We start from the raw sequence: 16,699 nt of genomic DNA on the forward strand, positions 1-16,699 counted from the left end.
GTTGAAGCTAAATGGGAATTAAGCCGTTGTGCATTTAGTTTGTATAATTCTAGCGGGCAAGATGCCCGCACCACAAAGTTCAAGTAAATTATGGTGATCAGATTTAGCTGAGTTCGATATCAATTGGCAATTGGTAATTAGCCAACAAGGAGATTTTCTTCGGGATAGTGAACTCTGCTGGGACGAGGATCACCTAAGATAGATGACATCAATAATAAAATCCCAACGCGACCAATATACATGGTGAGAATTAAAATTAATTTGGCTGCGGTAGAAACAGTAGCGGTAATTCCTGTGGAAAGTCCGACTGTACCAAAGGCTGATACTACTTCAAAAAGAATTTGAATAAATGCCAATTTGGGGTCAGTAATACTAATTAAAATGGTTGCAAAAATCACTGTTGCTAATGAACCGAACACCACCCCCACAGCTTTTAAAATTAAAGAAATGGCAATTTTACGATTATATAATAATACCTCTTCTTTGCCTTGAAGAATTGCCTTTGTACAACTGGTTAGAACTCGTAAAGTAGTGGTTTTGATTCCTCCTCCTGTACCTCCTGGACTTGCACCAACAAACATCAGTGCAATCATAATAAATAATCCGGCATTAGTCATTTTGCCAATATCAATGCTATTAAAACCAGCGGTTCTAGTGCTAACTGACTGAAACCAAGCGGCTAATATTTTATCAGATAAACTTAATTGTCCAAAGACGCTATCGTTTCTAATTTCTACGAAAAAAAGTGCAATTGTTCCTAGCAATAATAATATTAAGGTTGTGCTAGTAGCAACTTTAAAATCCAGGGAAGATATTAAACAACTTGTTTTTTTTATGATGCGTTTTCCCTGATAAGCAAAGCTATCTTGCAACCAAAGATACATATCTAAAATTACTTGATAACCAATACCTCCAAAGATAATTAAACAGCCAATTGTGATAATCACCAAAGGAGAAGATTGATAGCCAATTAAATTATCTTTAAATAAACTAAATCCCGCATTGTTCCAAGCACTGACACTGTGAAAAATAGCCAGCCAAGTTCCTTCTTGCCAACCTTTTTCGGGAACAAAGGCGATCATTAATAAAAATACTCCCGTGAGTTCAAATAATAGAGTTGTGGCAATAATAGAACGGATAATTTGAGAGCTACCACTCATGCCTGGACGGTCTAAAGCCTGTTGAATTGCTACTTTTTGTCTGAGGTCAAATTTTCTACCAATTAATAACATTAAAAATGTGGTAGTTGTCATATAACCCAAACCACCAATTTGTGCTAATAGGGCAATAAATAATTGACCTAAAAAGGAAAATTCAGTGCCAGTATCTACTACTGCTAATCCTGTGACACAAACCGCTGAAGTTGAAGTAAATAGGGCAACAATTGGGTCATTCCAATTACCGTTACCAGTTGAAAAAGGCATTGTCAGGAGAATTGCTCCCAAAAGAATGACAGTGACAAATCCCAAACAAATTGTCCGTGCAACAGTCATAAGTGATTAATGATGATTAAAAGTGAAAAATGAATAAACTTTCTACTTTTGAGTTATTTGATATCTTCGCAAGGTAGAATTAATGAGTTATTCCCAGGCAGAAAAATATCCCTATCTAATTAGAAGCATAGATGGTAGCATATCAATAAGTTTTTTTTTCAATTTCCTGTCATCTTTTTATTACTAAATTAATGAGTCAAATACTTTACAAACAAATTCAGGAATTTTACGATGCTTCTTCCAGTCTGTGGGAACAGATTTGGGGGGAACATATGCATCATGGTTATTATGGTGTAGATGGGAAACAGGTGAAAGAACGCCGTCAGGCACAGATTGATTTAATTGAAGAGTTGCTCAAATGGGCTGATGTTAAGGGTGCGAAAAATATTCTTGATGTCGGTTGTGGAATTGGTGGTAGTTCTTTATACTTGGCTGAGAAGTTTGGGGCAAATGCCACGGGAATTACACTGAGTCCTGTACAAGCTGCTAGAGCCACTGAAAGGTCTTTGGCGATGAATTTGAGTCAAAAAACTAGATTCATGGTTGCCAATGCCCAGGAAATGCCCTTTGAGAATAATTCTTTTGATTTGGTCTGGTCACTGGAAAGCGGTGAACATATGCCGGATAAAACTAAGTTTTTGCAAGAGTGCGATCGCGTATTAAAGCCCGGTGGAACTTTGATTATGGTGACATGGTGTCATCGGAATACGGATAAGTCGCCACTGACAACGGATGAACAGAAGCACTTAGAAGATATTTACCGAGTCTATTGTTTACCTTATGTTATCTCTTTAGCGGAGTATGAAGCGATCGCTTGGCAATTACCATTAAATAATATTCGCACGGCTGATTGGTCAACCGCTGTTGCACCTTTTTGGAATGTGGTCATTGATTCGGCTTTTACACCCCAAGCATTTATCGGTTTATTAATGGCTGGTTGGACGACAATTCAGGGGGCATTATCTTTAGGTTTAATGCGCCGAGGTTATGAAACTGGATTGGTTCGATTTGGATTATTACGTGGGACAAAATCAAGCAGGAGTCAGGAGTAAAAGTCTTGTATGGCATAGCTTTTTGATCAAATTTTTTACCTCATATAGTTGCAATATGTTGTAAGTTCAACTCCTTCAGATGGTGCAAATAAAAAAGAACAAAAGATGAATCAATTTTATCAACAAAACTCGGCTATTTCTCCAAAAAGTTGGTTTTATTCTTTTTGGAAGTTTTCCCGTCCCCATACAATTATGGGAACAACTTTGAGTGTTTTGGGTTTATATTTAATTACCCTGGGTGTCACTTCTACAAATTTTTCTGGTTTGCATATTAGTCAAATTTTAGCAACATGGGTTGCTTGCATAAGTGGCAATATTTATATTGTTGGTTTGAATCAATTAGAAGATATTGACATTGATAAAATCAATAAACCTGATTTACCTTTAGCATCGGGGGAATTTACCAGAGGACAAGGACAATTAATTGTTATTATTGCCGGTGTTGTCGCCTTAGCTTTAGCATGGCTAACCGGACCATTTTTAATGGGCATGGTAACAATAAGTTTAGCAATTGGTACGGCTTATTCTTTACCACCAATTCGTTTAAAACAGTTTCCGTTTTGGGCTGCTTTGTGCATTTTTTCGGTGCGGGGAACGATTGTTAATTTAGGTTTGTTTTTGCATTTTAGTTGGGTATTGCAAAGCAGCCAAGGGATTCCGGGGGCAGTTTGGGCTTTAACTGTGTTTATCTTGGTATTTACATTTGCGATCGCTATCTTCAAAGATATTCCTGATATGGAAGGAGATAGATTTTACAATATCACAACTTTCACTCTCCAACTCGGACAACAAAAAGTATTTAATCTCGCACTTTGGGTATTAACAATCTGTTATCTTGGCATGATTTTAGTCGCCTTATTCCATCTTGCGGAAGTCAGCACTATCTTCATTTTAGTCACCCATACAGTAACTTTAATTGTTTTATGGTGGCAAGGTGCAGGAGTTGATTTACAAGATAAACAAGCCATTGCTAATTTCTATCAATTTATCTGGAAATTGTTTTTCATTGAATACCTAATTTTTCCCGTCTCTTGTTTATTAGCTTAAACTCATGTTAGAAACATTTCCTACTGCCAATATTATCGCCATTTCTGTAGTTATTTTTGGTCTTGCCATTCTTGGTTATTTGAGTATCAAAACATTGATTACCTCCAACTTATTTCAGAAAGGCATCAACTTTTATCAAGCTAAAGATTTTGAAAATGCCGAAATAGTCTTGAGAAAAGTTATTGCTATCAACTCTACCAATGATATGGTACGTTTGTTATTAGGAGATATTTTAAATCAGCAAGGACAAATTGCCGAGGCAAAAGCATTATTCTGTGCAGTAATTGATAGCAGTCCTAAAAATCCTGATGCTTATTTACGTTTAGCCAACATTCTCATGCAGGAACAACAGGAAACGGAAGCGAAAGCTAATTTAGTTCAAGCAAAAGAATTATTGCAAGAACAGCGTCAACCAGAAAGGGCAAAAAAGGTCAGCCTGTTGTTAGATAAAATGTCTAAACTGTGATTTTTTAACAACAAGATCCCCGACTTCTTAAAGAAGTCGGGAATCTGACTTATCTCCCCGTGTTTGCCGTGATACTTGTATTTTAGCGGATAGGGTAAAAGAAGTAGGCAGTAGGAATAAATCCGGGTGTTCTGGTAAAATGAGTGAACCGTTTAATTGATTTTTCAGGAGTTAAAGAATGTCCATACCAGCAGATCCAGTTAAATTGATGAAGCAAGAAGTTGGCAAAGCCGCCGCCAATTTGGTAAAATCCGGTTCTATAGTTGGTTTGGGGACAGGTTCAACCACAGCTTACACCATTCAATATTTAGGAGAACGCCTCAAATCAGGGGAACTCAAAGATATTGTCGGTATCCCCACCTCATTTCAATCAGAAGTATTAGCAAAAGAGTATGGCGTTCCTCTCACCACTTTAGACGCTGTAGACCATATAGATATCGCTATAGATGGGGCAGATGAAGTAGATCCCCATAAAAATTTGATTAAAGGTGGTGGTGCTGCACATACCCGTGAAAAAGTTGTAGATTACCTAGCAAAGCAATTTATTGTTGTCGTTGATGGTGGTAAATTAGTAGAGCGCTTAGGTTCTAGTTTCGCTGTACCAGTTGAAGTTATCCCTATGGCTATCACCCCCGTCACAAATGCCATTAAAGCACTTGGTGGTAAGCCAGAACTACGCATGGGTGTGAAAAAAGCAGGACCTGTAATCACTGACCAAGGTAACATGGTTTTAGATGTCACCTTCGATCGCATTGATGACCCTATAAACCTGGAAAAAATACTGAATAATATCCCCGGTGTTCTGGAAAATGGCATTTTCGTCAATTGTGCAGATATCGTTCTTGTTGGTGAAGTTATTGATGGTAAACCTGTAGTTAGACAACTTTAGATCAATGACGAGTTAGGAAAAAGGAGATAAGAGGAAGAAAAGGAACTCTTTTCTTAAGCTGTTGTGCATTTAGTTTGTATAATTCTAGCGGGCAAGATGCCCGCACTACAAAGTTCAAGTAAATTATGGTTATCAAATTTAGCTGCGTAACAGCTTATTACCTTTTTCCCAGGTAATTATCAGTATAATTTTACACATATAATTGGAAAAACTAGAGGAAGAGCGATCGCACTTATCGCACTTTTTTGTCATATTTTTGCATCTATATGAATGCACACTTTTTTCGATTAAACTATTGAAAATACTATGAAAAGCCATTTCCGAACGCAATTTTTAGGCTATTTTTTATCACCAAAGCTAGGTAATACCGGATTTACCCTAATTGAACTACTTGTAGTTATACTCATGATTGGTATTTTATCTGCGATCGCCCTCCCCACTTTACTGAGTCGAGCTAATAAAGCTAAACAAGTAGAAGCTAAACTATATGTTGGTGCAATGAACCGCGGTCAACAAGCTTATTATCTACAAAATACAGTCTTTACTGAATCTGTTGATGAATTAGGTGTTGGTATTCGACAGCAAACAGAGAACTATTTATATAAAATCAATATTGCTCCTAGTAACACAGTGGTGACAAATAACGGTATATCCAGGAAAGCAGCTTTGAAATCCTATGCAGGAGTCCCCTATTTAAATACGATTCTCAGCCCAGATGGTACTATTGGATCAGTTACCATCACTATTTTATGTGAAAGTCCTGCTGCTGGTGAAGGGACTGAGCAAATAATGAATTTAGCTTCTTGTCCCACTGGTTGGATACCCTTATAAATGCCAACGGTTGGATTGATTGAATAAACATAATCAGATGGAATCACCTGTATGTAAGCTTTCTCATCCATTTTTATATCTAGGAAAAAAAATTTTTTGCTGGGGTGATATGAAATTGATCAGAACTGGGTAAGTTATTTGCATAAAGAAACAAACAACACTCCGACCAGGGAAAACTACTATGAAAACTGAACTGAAAGCCAAATTCTTGCAACACCTTCTTGGTAAAAAGAAAGATGATCAAGGTTTCACCCTGATTGAATTGTTAGTTGTTATCATCATCATCGGTATTCTGTCCGCTATTGCCCTACCTTCCTTTTTGAATCAAGCTAAGAAAGCTAAACAGTCTGAAGCTAAGACTTATGTTGGTTCTATGAACAGAGGTCAACAAGCTTTTATGACAGAGAATGATACCTTTACAACCAGCATTGATGCTATGGGTATTGGTATTGCCACTCAGACTGCAAATTACACATACACAGCTGAGGCTGGTACTGGTGCTGGTACAGCTGCTTATGCTGTTAACTATTCAAGTATAGTAACCACTGGAAGTGGGCTGAAAAACTACGGTGGTAATGTTTATTTGAAATCAGTTGGATCTAACTCTGAACTAACAAGTGTAGCATATCTCTGTGAAACCACCAATGTGGAAGCAAGTGGTAAAACCGCAGTCGGTACAACTGGTATAACTTGTATTAGTGGCAGCGGTAAACTAATTAAGTAATTCTTGAATTGTTTCACCAATTAAGAGTAAGACTACACAATTAACTCTCTATGTTAGACATAGGGGGTTAATGTTCTTATTGCAAAATAGTTATAGAGTATATAGGTTAAAAATTTTATGCTTCAGGATAACTGGCAGCAACAGGCACAAGAGTATCTCATTAATGAAAATTATAGTGCCGCAGCAAAACTGTATGAGGAAGCAATAGAAAGAGAATCTGATATTAAAATTTATTACTGGTATCTGGGATTACTATTCTTATTACAAGGTCAGGAAACAGAAGCGCAAGTAACTTGGTTTACGGCATTATCAGAAGTAGCAGAAGCAGATTTTGACATCACAGAATTAATAGAAGTTTTAGACAAAGAAGCCAAGCGTCGCATCACAATAGAAGACTATCATGTTGCTTGGGCAATTCGTCAGCATATCAAAGAAATTGCCCCTGAAGATATTAATAATTTATTGCATCTGGTTGCAATTGTTATTCAATTAGAAACCTTTAAGGATGATTCCTCAGAATTATTAGAGTCAATCAGTAATTCTTTATGTGTCACAACAGATAATTGTAATCTAACTTTATTATTAGATGTTATTAAAAAATTGTTAGTTTATACAAGCACAGAAAAAGCAGCATTTAATTCAGTTTTTGATTTTGCGAAAATTTGCTTACAAAATCATCCAGATAGTTCGATAATGATCATTATTGAAACCGTAATGACCCAATGTATCAAATTATCAGCTTTTTATAGACGACCAGACTTGGCATCAAAGTTTGCAGAACTGTGTCTAGATAGAGTTCCCAAGAATTATCATCTTGAACATAGAGAAATTTTAACACTAATATCCTATTTTTATCAAAACAATCAACAATATGATAAAGGCATAGCAGTAGCTAAACTATGTTATGAACTAGCAAATACTTTATCAGAAAAAATTTGTGCTAACCAAGTTGTTCTCAGAGGATTAATGACTTCTGGTAGTTATTGGCAAGAAGCTTATGATCGATTGCAAGAGCAGATCGTATTAACTGAGCAGTTAGTAGAAACCCAACCTAATATTGATCATATTATAGATATAACCAGGTTATCTAATGCGTTATCTTCTCTTCCATATTTTGAAGATAAACCACAAAGAAACCACATACTTCAACATCAAATTTCTAGTTTTTGCCAATCCCACTTTATTAAAAAATATGCAGAAATAGTAGAACATAATTCTAAAAACTTAGATTTACGAAGACAGAATCTAAATCGAAATAAACAAATATTTAATATTGGTTATATTTCCCATTGTTTTAAACGACATTCTGTTTCTTGGTTATGCCGTTGGCTTTTTAAACATCATAACCCAGAAAAATTCAAAATACATTGTTATTCTTTTGACGATTCTGAAGGAATAGAAAATTTTACTCAAAGATATTTTGTTGATAAATCTTATAAGTTTTATAAATTTGGACTTCATGAAAATGATAAAGTTTGGCAGCAAATCCAAGCAGATGAAATTGATATTTTAGTGGATTTAGATAGTTTAACTTTAGATCAAGCCTGTGAATTAATGTCAATCAAATCTGCACCGATACAGGTAACATGGTTAGGGTGGGATAGTTCAGGATTACCATCAATTGACTATTTTATTGCTGACCCCTATGTGTTGCCAGAAGCAGCACAGGATTATTATAGCGAGACAATTTGGCGACTACCTCAAACCTATATTGCTGTTGACGGTTTTGAGATAGATGTACCTGATTTACAAAGGGAAGATTTAGATATTCCTAGTGATGCCATTATTTATTTCATGACTCAAAAAGGATATAAAAGGCATCTACCCCATCTACAATTACAGATGAAAATTATCAAAGAAGTACCTAATAGTTATCTTTTGATTAAAGGAGATGCTGATCCAGAAACAACTAAGGTATTTTTTGAGAAGATTGCGGCAGAGGCGGGTGTGGATTTTTCTCGCATCAAATTTTTACCCTATGCCGGTAGTGAAGCCGTCCATCGGGCTAATTTACAAGTTGCTGATGTGGTTTTAGATACCTATCCTTATAATGGTGCAACCACAACTTTAGAGACTCTATGGATGGGTATTCCTTTAGTTACTAGAGTGGGTAAACAATTCTCTGCCCGCAATAGTTACGGCATGATGGTTAATGCTGGTATTACAGAAGGGATTGCTTGGACTGAGGAAGAGTATGTAGAGTGGGGTGTGCGTTTGGGTAAGGATGAAAAACTTAGACAAGAGGTTGCTTGGAAGTTAAGACAAGGAAGAAAAAACGCACCTTTATGGGATGCGGAAAAATTTACCCGTGAAATGGAGAATGCCTATCAACAGATGTGGCAGAAATACGTTGATAGTTAGCTTGTAGTGAGGGCTTAAGCCCTCATCTAAATCACAGCACTGAAGTGCTTACTACGGACTAATCATCCCAATTTGTGCCGTAATCTCTTATTGGATACTCAACCCAAGAATCACGTAACCATTGCCGTTCATAAGTTTCTAAATACCAGTGGACACTACTCTCAACCCAATCATAAGGAGATTTTACTAAGCCATGTTTCACCGGGTTGTAATGAATGTAGTTCAAAGTTGTATAGTAATGCCGTTGAGAACGAATAGCTCTATCTGACCACCGATACCATATTTTTCGCTTAGTTACATTATCCTCAAGATTCCATTGACGAGAAAGCACACCATGTATTTTGCGAAATAACTCACTCAAAACATCAAAATTTACTAACTGAACCAGCAAATGATAATGATTAGGTAAAATCACCCACGCACAAATCTTGCAGTTTGTAGTGAGTGCTTCAGCACTCACCTCATTGCTCACAGCATCACCAAAATTATTAAATATCATCTCTAACAGTTGCTGACGACGTGATTCTGAATAAAGATGACACTTATGTTCATAGCAAGCTGCTGTTAATAAATAAAATTCTTTATCTCTAACTGGATGTGGTGGTGAGTGAGGTGGATAACCTCGACTTAAACGATATTCGACTAGTTCGGCTTTTTGTTCATCTGTAAGTTTATGATACTCGTACATAGATTTTTCTAAAGCAAGTTAGTAATGAGGGCTTTAGCCTGCTCTTTTAAAATTCAAGAAGCACTGAAGTGCTTACTACAAACTTTTTTATAAAAGGACTCTAAACCTGTAACGCAAGCCTTATCATCAAAAAGACAGTCGTGATTTTGGCTCATTCTTTCCGCAATACTCCTTCTCCAAGGTTTATCTAAACCTAATCTAACAGCAATTTCTATATATTCTTGTTCGTTACTAGCAATGGTATCTGTTACACCTATCATTTTGAGAAAACTATCTGTGTGACGACCACGCATAAATTCCCCTGGACAAGTTACTATAGGAAGATTACAGGCGATCGCTTCCAGACTAGTATTACCACCAGACCAAGTAAATGTGTCTAAGTAAACATCCGAAAGCAAATTAATCATCAGATAATCTAGTCGTTCTGGAATATTCAGATGGACACAGTAATCTTCACTATTTAGCCCTACCGCAGCAAAAGCACGTTGTAACCGAGGCTTTAATACATTACCCCGTAAAAAGACAAATTTAGCTTGAGAGACGCGACTAGCAATTTCCGCCACAATAAAATCATACTGTGGTAAATATTTAAAAGGTGCTTGACAACATAAATAAATTACATCATCATCACTTAAACCATAATCTGAACGAGTTTTAATAACTGACGGAATATAGGGTTTAGGATAAGAAACACCAATATTAGGTAAGAGAATTAATTTTTCTGAGTAATGTTCTTGAGCATTTTGCCCTTCCATTAACTCACTAGATAAAAAATAATCAATCGTTGGTAAACCTGTAGTTACAGGATGTCCCCAAGCTGCACATTGCACAGGTGCAAGTCGTAAACCTGCCATTTGTATAGTTGGCGGGTCCATACCAATTTCGGGATAGACTAAAATATGAAGTTTATCAGCAATTATCTGTTCACAAACTGCTGGTAAATTATCAGGAATATGATAGAAAAAATCGCTATATTCTTGAAATTTTTCAGTAATTGCATCTGCTTGATTACCTGTATAGTAACAGTAGATTTCAAAATTATTATGATCGCAGTAGCGCAGCCAGCCAGTTAACCAGAGTGTCCCACTATAGGAATGTAGATAATGAGAAGCGTAGCCAATGCGGATTTTCTGATTTTCTTTTAGAGGAGGCATTAATAATGGCATACCCCACTGAGGATAATTAGCTTTCATGATTTGATGCAGCCAATTACCATATTGAGATTGCAAAATTAGAACATTATCTGCTTGATAAGGAAGATAAAAGTTTGTCCAACAACTAGTAGCAATTAGGGTGTTTTGTTGGTCTTCAATATTATTGAGAGGAATATTACTAATTAAATTATCAAGTCCTTGCTTAAATCTTTGTCGGTAAGCATTAATTTCTTCTACTTGATCATAAACACTAGGTAAGATAAGATTAGAAATTAATTGAAATGTGCGATTATTAGGTAAGTTATGCAACGCTATATTAGCAGCCGTAATTGCCTCTTGAACCCGTCCACTCATTTGATAATTAACAATTACAGTGAAGTGGAGTTTTGCATTAACAGGATATAGTTTAATTCCTTCTTGAAGAACGGCAAAACATTGTTCAAGAAGATTAAGTCGTCTGAAACATTCGCTGAAACTCCAGTAAAATTCAGGATTACCTATTTGAATCTGCCGAAATTTTTGATACTGTATAATTGCTTCTTGATATTTGCTTTGAGAAAATAAGCTATTTCCTAGCTGAAAAAAAAACTGTTCTGCACTTACTTCTTTTAAATTTTCCAGAGAATATAAAGGAATTTGTTCTACTTGTTTGTTGACAATTACCTTTTGGTTTTCATGTTCTAAAGAAACTCTCGCATTAATACAAGGAAGTAAGGCTTGCCACTGAATTTCATTCAAATCAATGAGTAAAGAAATTGTTAACTCCTCAGTTATATCTATTTCTTCTTCCATCAATATATTCATTACTACGCTAGATAAAAAGATTTCTGCATCTTCAGTATCTATGTCACCTGTGTTTATGAGAAGAGTGATTTTTTCGCTGTTAGGATGAGTTGCTAATGTTTGAATTACCTCTTGTAACTCAAGACCTAGTTCATCTTCTGGTTGTGACCAATCAGGAAAGATAATTAAATTAATTTCTCTGAGATTCAAAGGCAATAAAGTTGTATTAATTAGCTCAGAACTCACAATTTCAGCCATCTTTGTCCAGGAGAAATTTTTAGATTGTGCTAAACCTGCGGTAATTAATGCTTGTCTAATATTTGGCTTTTGCACTTCACACAGAGCATTTGCCAGTGCGACAACATCATCATCATTAACATAAATAGCGGCTTCTCCTGTGACTTCTGGGATTGAAGCATTAGGACAAGTAATCACAGGACAACCACAAGCCATTGCTTCTAATAAAGGCATTCCAAAGCCTTCATATTTAGAAGGATAAACTAGTGCCACTGCACCAGAGTAAGCTAGTACCAGTTCTTCATCGCTCAGTTGTACCAGATGTACGGCACTACCTGATGTGTAGGTTCTTAATTCAGGTGTTAAAACTCCACCAATACCAGTACAAATAATATCAAATCCGTAGCTACTGGCTAGTTTGGCAAAAGCTTGAAAGAATAAAATACCATTTTTGTAACCACTACCAGTACCAACTAATAGAAAGTACGGTTTGGTAACACCATATTTATATTTAAAAGCGTTAATTTCGCTTTCAGAAGCAGGAGAAAAAAGAGCATCTACACCACAGTGGGCAACAGTAATTGATTCTGAGGGTATATCAGGGAAACATTTATTTAAGTCTTTGGCTGTATTTTCAGAGATAGAAATATAAGCTGAGGCGTGTTTTATAGCATGATGTTTTTCTCGCCACATAGGCTCATTTAAGTCTCCCCCTAATAGTTCGGGAATCATGTCATAAGCCATAAATACCGAAGGCGTTTCTATAGGTGTGGTGTAGTAGGTAGAAATAAATAGTTCCGCTTCTTCTTCATTGCAGATTTGTTGAAGCATCTCTTTATCAGCTTCGGTATTGTTATAGTCGTAGCGGGGAATGGTGCGATAACGGATACCATTGATTTTTGGTGCTGTATTGGCTCTATCTAAAACTAAAATATGATTAGCAAATTCGGTGTTTACCCATTGTTCTAAGAGACTGCGCCAAACTCTAGCGATTCCTGTTTGATATAGTTGAAAAAATACAGCATCAACTATAACTTTAAATTTAGAATGCAGAATCGATTTTGCTAAAATTTCCAATTCTTTCTCGGTTGGTATAGCATTAACTATATTGCTGGATTGATTAATATTATGTGGATTTTGAAAATGATGCAAAAATGAAATGTCTTGAAAATTATTATTTGTCCACTCTAAAATTGTTTTTAATCGACATTCAATAGTGTGTAACTGATAACATAATTCTTGTCCTTGGGCTGCAATTTTATTTGCAATATCTGGATTAATTATCAAATACTCAATTTTGCCAATCAAATCTTTTGGTTGATTAGCATCATAATAAACAAGATGTTGCCAATCTTGAAAAAGCTGCTGTGATTGCTCACCTATAATCCTATTTTGTAATAACACACCGCCACAAGCCATGATTTCAAATGGACGAACTGTAAATGTAGGTGCTAGTGATGGTAAATTTAAAAGTATAGAATATGAATTTAGCTCTTCAACATAATCTTGCATAGCCTCAAAACAATTTTTAGCACCATACAAATTATTAGAAAATAAATCTACATTTGGTGATTGATTTAATATGTTTATTAATTCTTGTCGTTCTTTGTATGCTTTTTCTGTAAAATGACGTGGGGCATTACCCCTAAATAATGCTCGATTTATCCTTTTTGTGAATGGTTTATACTTTCTGAAGTATTCAATATCAATATAAAAAGGTAAGAAAATTATAGGTAACGATACATCTAGAGTATTTTTCAAAAAAGAGACATCAGGTTCATGATTAGAAATTAAAGCATCTACACAACCAATTGTATTTACAAGTGCTTGATTCATCTGTTTTTTCCATTCAAGAGTACCTTGAACAACTTCAGAAGAGTAACATTCTTGTAATAATGCTATTTTTTTAATTTGAGCTTGATGCCATCTGTCCTGCCATTTTACTGTTTTATGTAGTGGTTGAGAATGCCAGTCAAATCCAGGCAATATCATAATATCAGCTTCTGGATTTTTTAAATATTCAAATAAGCCATTATCATCTGATGGTTCATCTGCATTCCAGATAGCTACGGGACTAAATGCACGATTTAATAAGCCATACCTTTGTAAAAGGTTTAGCCAACCGTGAGAAAAAGACCAACCATGTTTTCCAGTAGCTTGTAACACTATATCTATGCGAGGTTTACTGCCTAGATAATTAACAATATTGAATGTATTCTTGAATTTTTGAGGTGATGAATAACTCTTTGATTCTTCCTCTGATTTTGTTTCGGAATTTACATTTTTAGAATCAATATTTGGTTGTAAATTTTTATCATTGATAGGAAGATAATCAAAATTATTTTCATTTTTTTTATCCAAGACTGCGATAATTCCATTATTAGAAAAATTTTTTCTGCCAGGATATAGGATTTCTAGCTTTTGCTGTATTTCTTCAGGAACTTCACATAAGCCAATCAAATCAAATTTCTTAATTTTAAATGAACTTTGTGTTAAAAAGTCTAAATAATCCTCAGTGAAAAATCGGTTAATATGTTGAGAATTATAGACATGATAAACCATTAAATCTGCTGTTTTTTTATCAGTAAATTGATATAAATAATGGCAAAGCTCTGAAGGGCGCATTAACAAATGTCCCCAAGGAGGAATAGGAGAGCTATGAAAATCGAATTTTCTCTGTTCACTAACTTCAGTGATTGTTGGTAGATGATGACCATCATGGGCTGACCAAATTGGCGAAAATACTGAAAAAAGTTGACCTCCAGGTTTTAATGCTAGAAACATTTTCTCCAAAGCTGCAGGAAATTGGTGAATATGTTCAAATGCAGCTATCGAGAACACTAAATCATATTTGTTGTAATGTTCGACAGTTAATTCTTCTATATTTCCCGCATAAAATTTATATTGGTCTAAATTTTTATTACTCTGGAAACTATATTCTTGGTAATTAGATAATTGAGGCAATAAAGATGCTTGAGAAATATTGCTAACTCCTTGCAGAGAATTTTCATATTCTGGTGATTCTAATGCTGTCCAGGATTTAGCATTTAAATATTCAAATACAAATTCTTTAGGTAGACTTCCACCAACTTCTAAAACATCTTTATTAGAAAATCCTACTAATTGCTCACACCAGTAAGCAAAATCCACATGATAGGAGAGGTTAAACTTTTTTTTGCACTCTGAAGTATTGGATTTGTTTAGTTTATGAGTCATACTTTATTACTATTCTTCTGGAAACTATTAAAGGTATTTTGAATATTCTCACTTTGTCTCTCTCTTCTTCACATTTGCCAAAACAGTCTAATAATTCTGTCTATTTGGATGTAATTGTACCAGTCTTTCCATGAGTGCGATCGCTTGCTTAACTCCCCCCTCAATTACCTCTACATCTAGATAGTACCCACAATCCCGGAAAATCTATCATCTTATAGACACGCGGACGTTTATTTTCATAAATATTTACAATTAACATGAAAAAGTTAAAAACTCAATAAATAACCTGTTCAAAACTATTACTAAATATAAAGTTTAACGCCTCCATCAGCGCTTGTAAATCCTCTAATACATAATATTTAACATTCTTAACAAACTGCATTTCTTGCAAAACTGCAAATTCCCATAACTTACCATTAGAAACTATACCAAATAACCGACTATTTTGATTACCATTCATTTTTTGTGCAGCAATCAGTTCCGCTAAACATTGTCCCCAACCTTCCTCAAAGTTATCTTTTTTAGCTTCCACTATAATTAGATAGGGCTTCTCCAAAATAATTTTACCCCTAGAAGAACGTTGAGCAACCATATAGTCAGGAATCCCTGATAAATTCTCATCATAATTTAAAGGTTGATGACTCCAAAGTAATAATTTATTAGCATATTGTCGCCATACTTCTACAAGAACTGGGTAAATAATGCTTTCACAAACAGCATATTCTGAATTAAAAACAACTCCTTCTTCTAGGATAAAATCTAGTCTACTCTTAAAATACGGATCAGTTTCAATAGGTACTTGTTCAATGAAATTTTTTTCTTTGTAAGTGAGTGGAAATTCCTGTAAAACATCAGCAATACTTTTGTATTTATTAAAAGACATAATTTCCCTATATTTAATTTAGAATTTTTTAATTCAACATCTGACTAACAATAATCTCAATATCAGGGAAAGCTAAAGACTTAATTATCGGTTCTTGCCATTTTACTTCCATTAAATAATCCCCGTTGTCAGGGTTACGAAAAACTATTAATTCTTGACTTGTTAAGTTGATAATCCAATACTCAGCTATTTGCGCTTGAGCATAAATTTTTCTTTTAATTGATAAATCTTTACTTAAACTCGTATTAGCAACTTCAATCAACCAAAAAATATCATCGGGATATGGATGATGTTCATTATATCTGTGTTCGGGTAATTTAACAATGGCAATATCTGGTTCTGGTTCAGAATTAGACAAAGTAATTGGACCATTAAACCTGACATCTGCTTTTCCTTGTAAAAGATTTCCTAAGTAATTTACACTTCTTTTTGAAGTATTATAATGTTGAGGTAATTCTGGACTCATTTCTACAATTTCTCCATCTATTAACTCGCAATTACGACCTGTTAAAATGTCTGATTCAATCATTTTATGGTAGTCGCTAATTGTCCATTTAACTAAAGTTTTCATTGGGCAAAAACTCCATATTTTTCTGCTATTTAATTTTAACAAACTCAAGGAATTTAAACCCACATACCATCTGGGTTTTGCCTGTGTAGACGCGGTTCCTAACCGCCCGGTTAACTGTGATTTAAATCATCTCCATATACAAGATTGTTCAATTATCAAATTCAACCCCTAATTCTCGCAATTTCGCTGCTAATCTATCAGCCCGTTGTTTTTCCTGTTCAGCCCGTTGTTTTTCCTGTTCAGCCCGTTGTTTTTCCTGTTCAGCCCGTTGTTTTTCCTGTTCAGCCCGCTGTTTTTCCTGTTC

The 16,699-nt window shown here is 35.2% G+C and carries 12 protein-coding genes; 7 read left to right on the forward strand and 5 right to left on the reverse strand.

Features of this window, described 5'->3' with window-relative positions; translation table 11 throughout:
- Positions 1 to 137 precede the first annotated feature (137 nt).
- Positions 138 to 1,493, reverse strand: a complete 1,356-nt coding sequence (locus PN471_RS20845) for a TrkH family potassium uptake protein (RefSeq protein WP_271778466.1) — start codon at positions 1,491 to 1,493, stop codon at positions 138 to 140.
- A 191-nt stretch (positions 1,494 to 1,684) separates the two neighbouring features.
- Between PN471_RS20845 and PN471_RS20850 the strand changes: the two genes are divergently transcribed.
- From PN471_RS20850 to PN471_RS20880, 7 genes are all read left to right on the forward strand, one after another.
- Positions 1,685 to 2,545: a methyltransferase domain-containing protein gene (locus PN471_RS20850; RefSeq protein WP_271778467.1), complete on the forward strand. Its 861-nt coding sequence runs from the start codon at positions 1,685 to 1,687 to the stop codon at positions 2,543 to 2,545.
- 105 nt (positions 2,546 to 2,650) lie between these two features.
- Positions 2,651 to 3,592, forward strand: a complete 942-nt coding sequence (locus PN471_RS20855; RefSeq protein ID WP_271778468.1) for a homogentisate phytyltransferase — start codon at positions 2,651 to 2,653, stop codon at positions 3,590 to 3,592.
- 4 nt (positions 3,593 to 3,596) lie between these two features.
- Positions 3,597 to 4,058, forward strand: coding sequence for a tetratricopeptide repeat protein (locus tag PN471_RS20860; protein WP_271778469.1), 462 nt, complete (start codon positions 3,597 to 3,599; stop codon positions 4,056 to 4,058).
- A 178-nt stretch (positions 4,059 to 4,236) separates the two neighbouring features.
- Entirely contained in the window at positions 4,237 to 4,947 is a 711-nt protein-coding gene (gene rpiA / locus PN471_RS20865; protein WP_271778470.1) for a ribose-5-phosphate isomerase RpiA, read from the forward strand.
- Between the two features lie 306 nt (positions 4,948 to 5,253).
- Positions 5,254 to 5,778 (forward strand): type IV pilin-like G/H family protein, encoded by a 525-nt coding sequence (locus tag PN471_RS20870; protein WP_271778471.1) that lies wholly within the window; start codon positions 5,254 to 5,256, stop codon positions 5,776 to 5,778.
- A gap of 181 nt (positions 5,779 to 5,959) precedes the next feature.
- Positions 5,960 to 6,502, forward strand: coding sequence for a type IV pilin-like G/H family protein (locus PN471_RS20875; protein WP_271778472.1), 543 nt, complete (start codon positions 5,960 to 5,962; stop codon positions 6,500 to 6,502).
- A 117-nt stretch (positions 6,503 to 6,619) separates the two neighbouring features.
- On the forward strand, positions 6,620 to 8,863 hold the full coding sequence (locus tag PN471_RS20880; RefSeq protein ID WP_271778473.1) for an O-linked N-acetylglucosamine transferase, SPINDLY family protein: 2,244 nt from the start codon (positions 6,620 to 6,622) through the stop codon (positions 8,861 to 8,863).
- Positions 8,864 to 8,921: 58 nt separating this feature from the next.
- Here PN471_RS20880 and PN471_RS20885 read toward each other — a convergent pair whose 3' ends face one another.
- The 4 genes from PN471_RS20885 to PN471_RS20900 form a co-directional block, all read right to left on the reverse strand.
- Positions 8,922 to 9,551, reverse strand: a complete 630-nt coding sequence (locus tag PN471_RS20885; protein ID WP_271778474.1) for an REP-associated tyrosine transposase — start codon at positions 9,549 to 9,551, stop codon at positions 8,922 to 8,924.
- Between the two features lie 53 nt (positions 9,552 to 9,604).
- Positions 9,605 to 14,941 carry an O-linked N-acetylglucosamine transferase family protein gene (locus PN471_RS20890; RefSeq protein ID WP_271778475.1) on the reverse strand — a complete coding sequence of 1,779 codons (5,337 nt, stop codon included), beginning with the start codon at positions 14,939 to 14,941 and terminating at the stop codon, positions 9,605 to 9,607.
- Positions 14,942 to 15,215: 274 nt separating this feature from the next.
- The gene (locus tag PN471_RS20895; protein WP_271778476.1) at positions 15,216 to 15,824 is read right to left on the reverse strand and encodes a hypothetical protein; all 609 of its coding nucleotides are present in this window, start codon (positions 15,822 to 15,824) and stop codon (positions 15,216 to 15,218) included.
- Positions 15,825 to 15,852: 28 nt separating this feature from the next.
- On the reverse strand, positions 15,853 to 16,395 hold the full coding sequence (locus PN471_RS20900; protein ID WP_271778477.1) for a Uma2 family endonuclease: 543 nt from the start codon (positions 16,393 to 16,395) through the stop codon (positions 15,853 to 15,855).
- Positions 16,396 to 16,699 lie beyond the last annotated feature (304 nt).

The sequence above is a fragment of the Aphanizomenon sp. CS-733/32 genome (assembly GCF_028330045.1).
In the GTDB taxonomy this organism is placed as follows: domain Bacteria; phylum Cyanobacteriota; class Cyanobacteriia; order Cyanobacteriales; family Nostocaceae; genus Dolichospermum; species Dolichospermum gracile.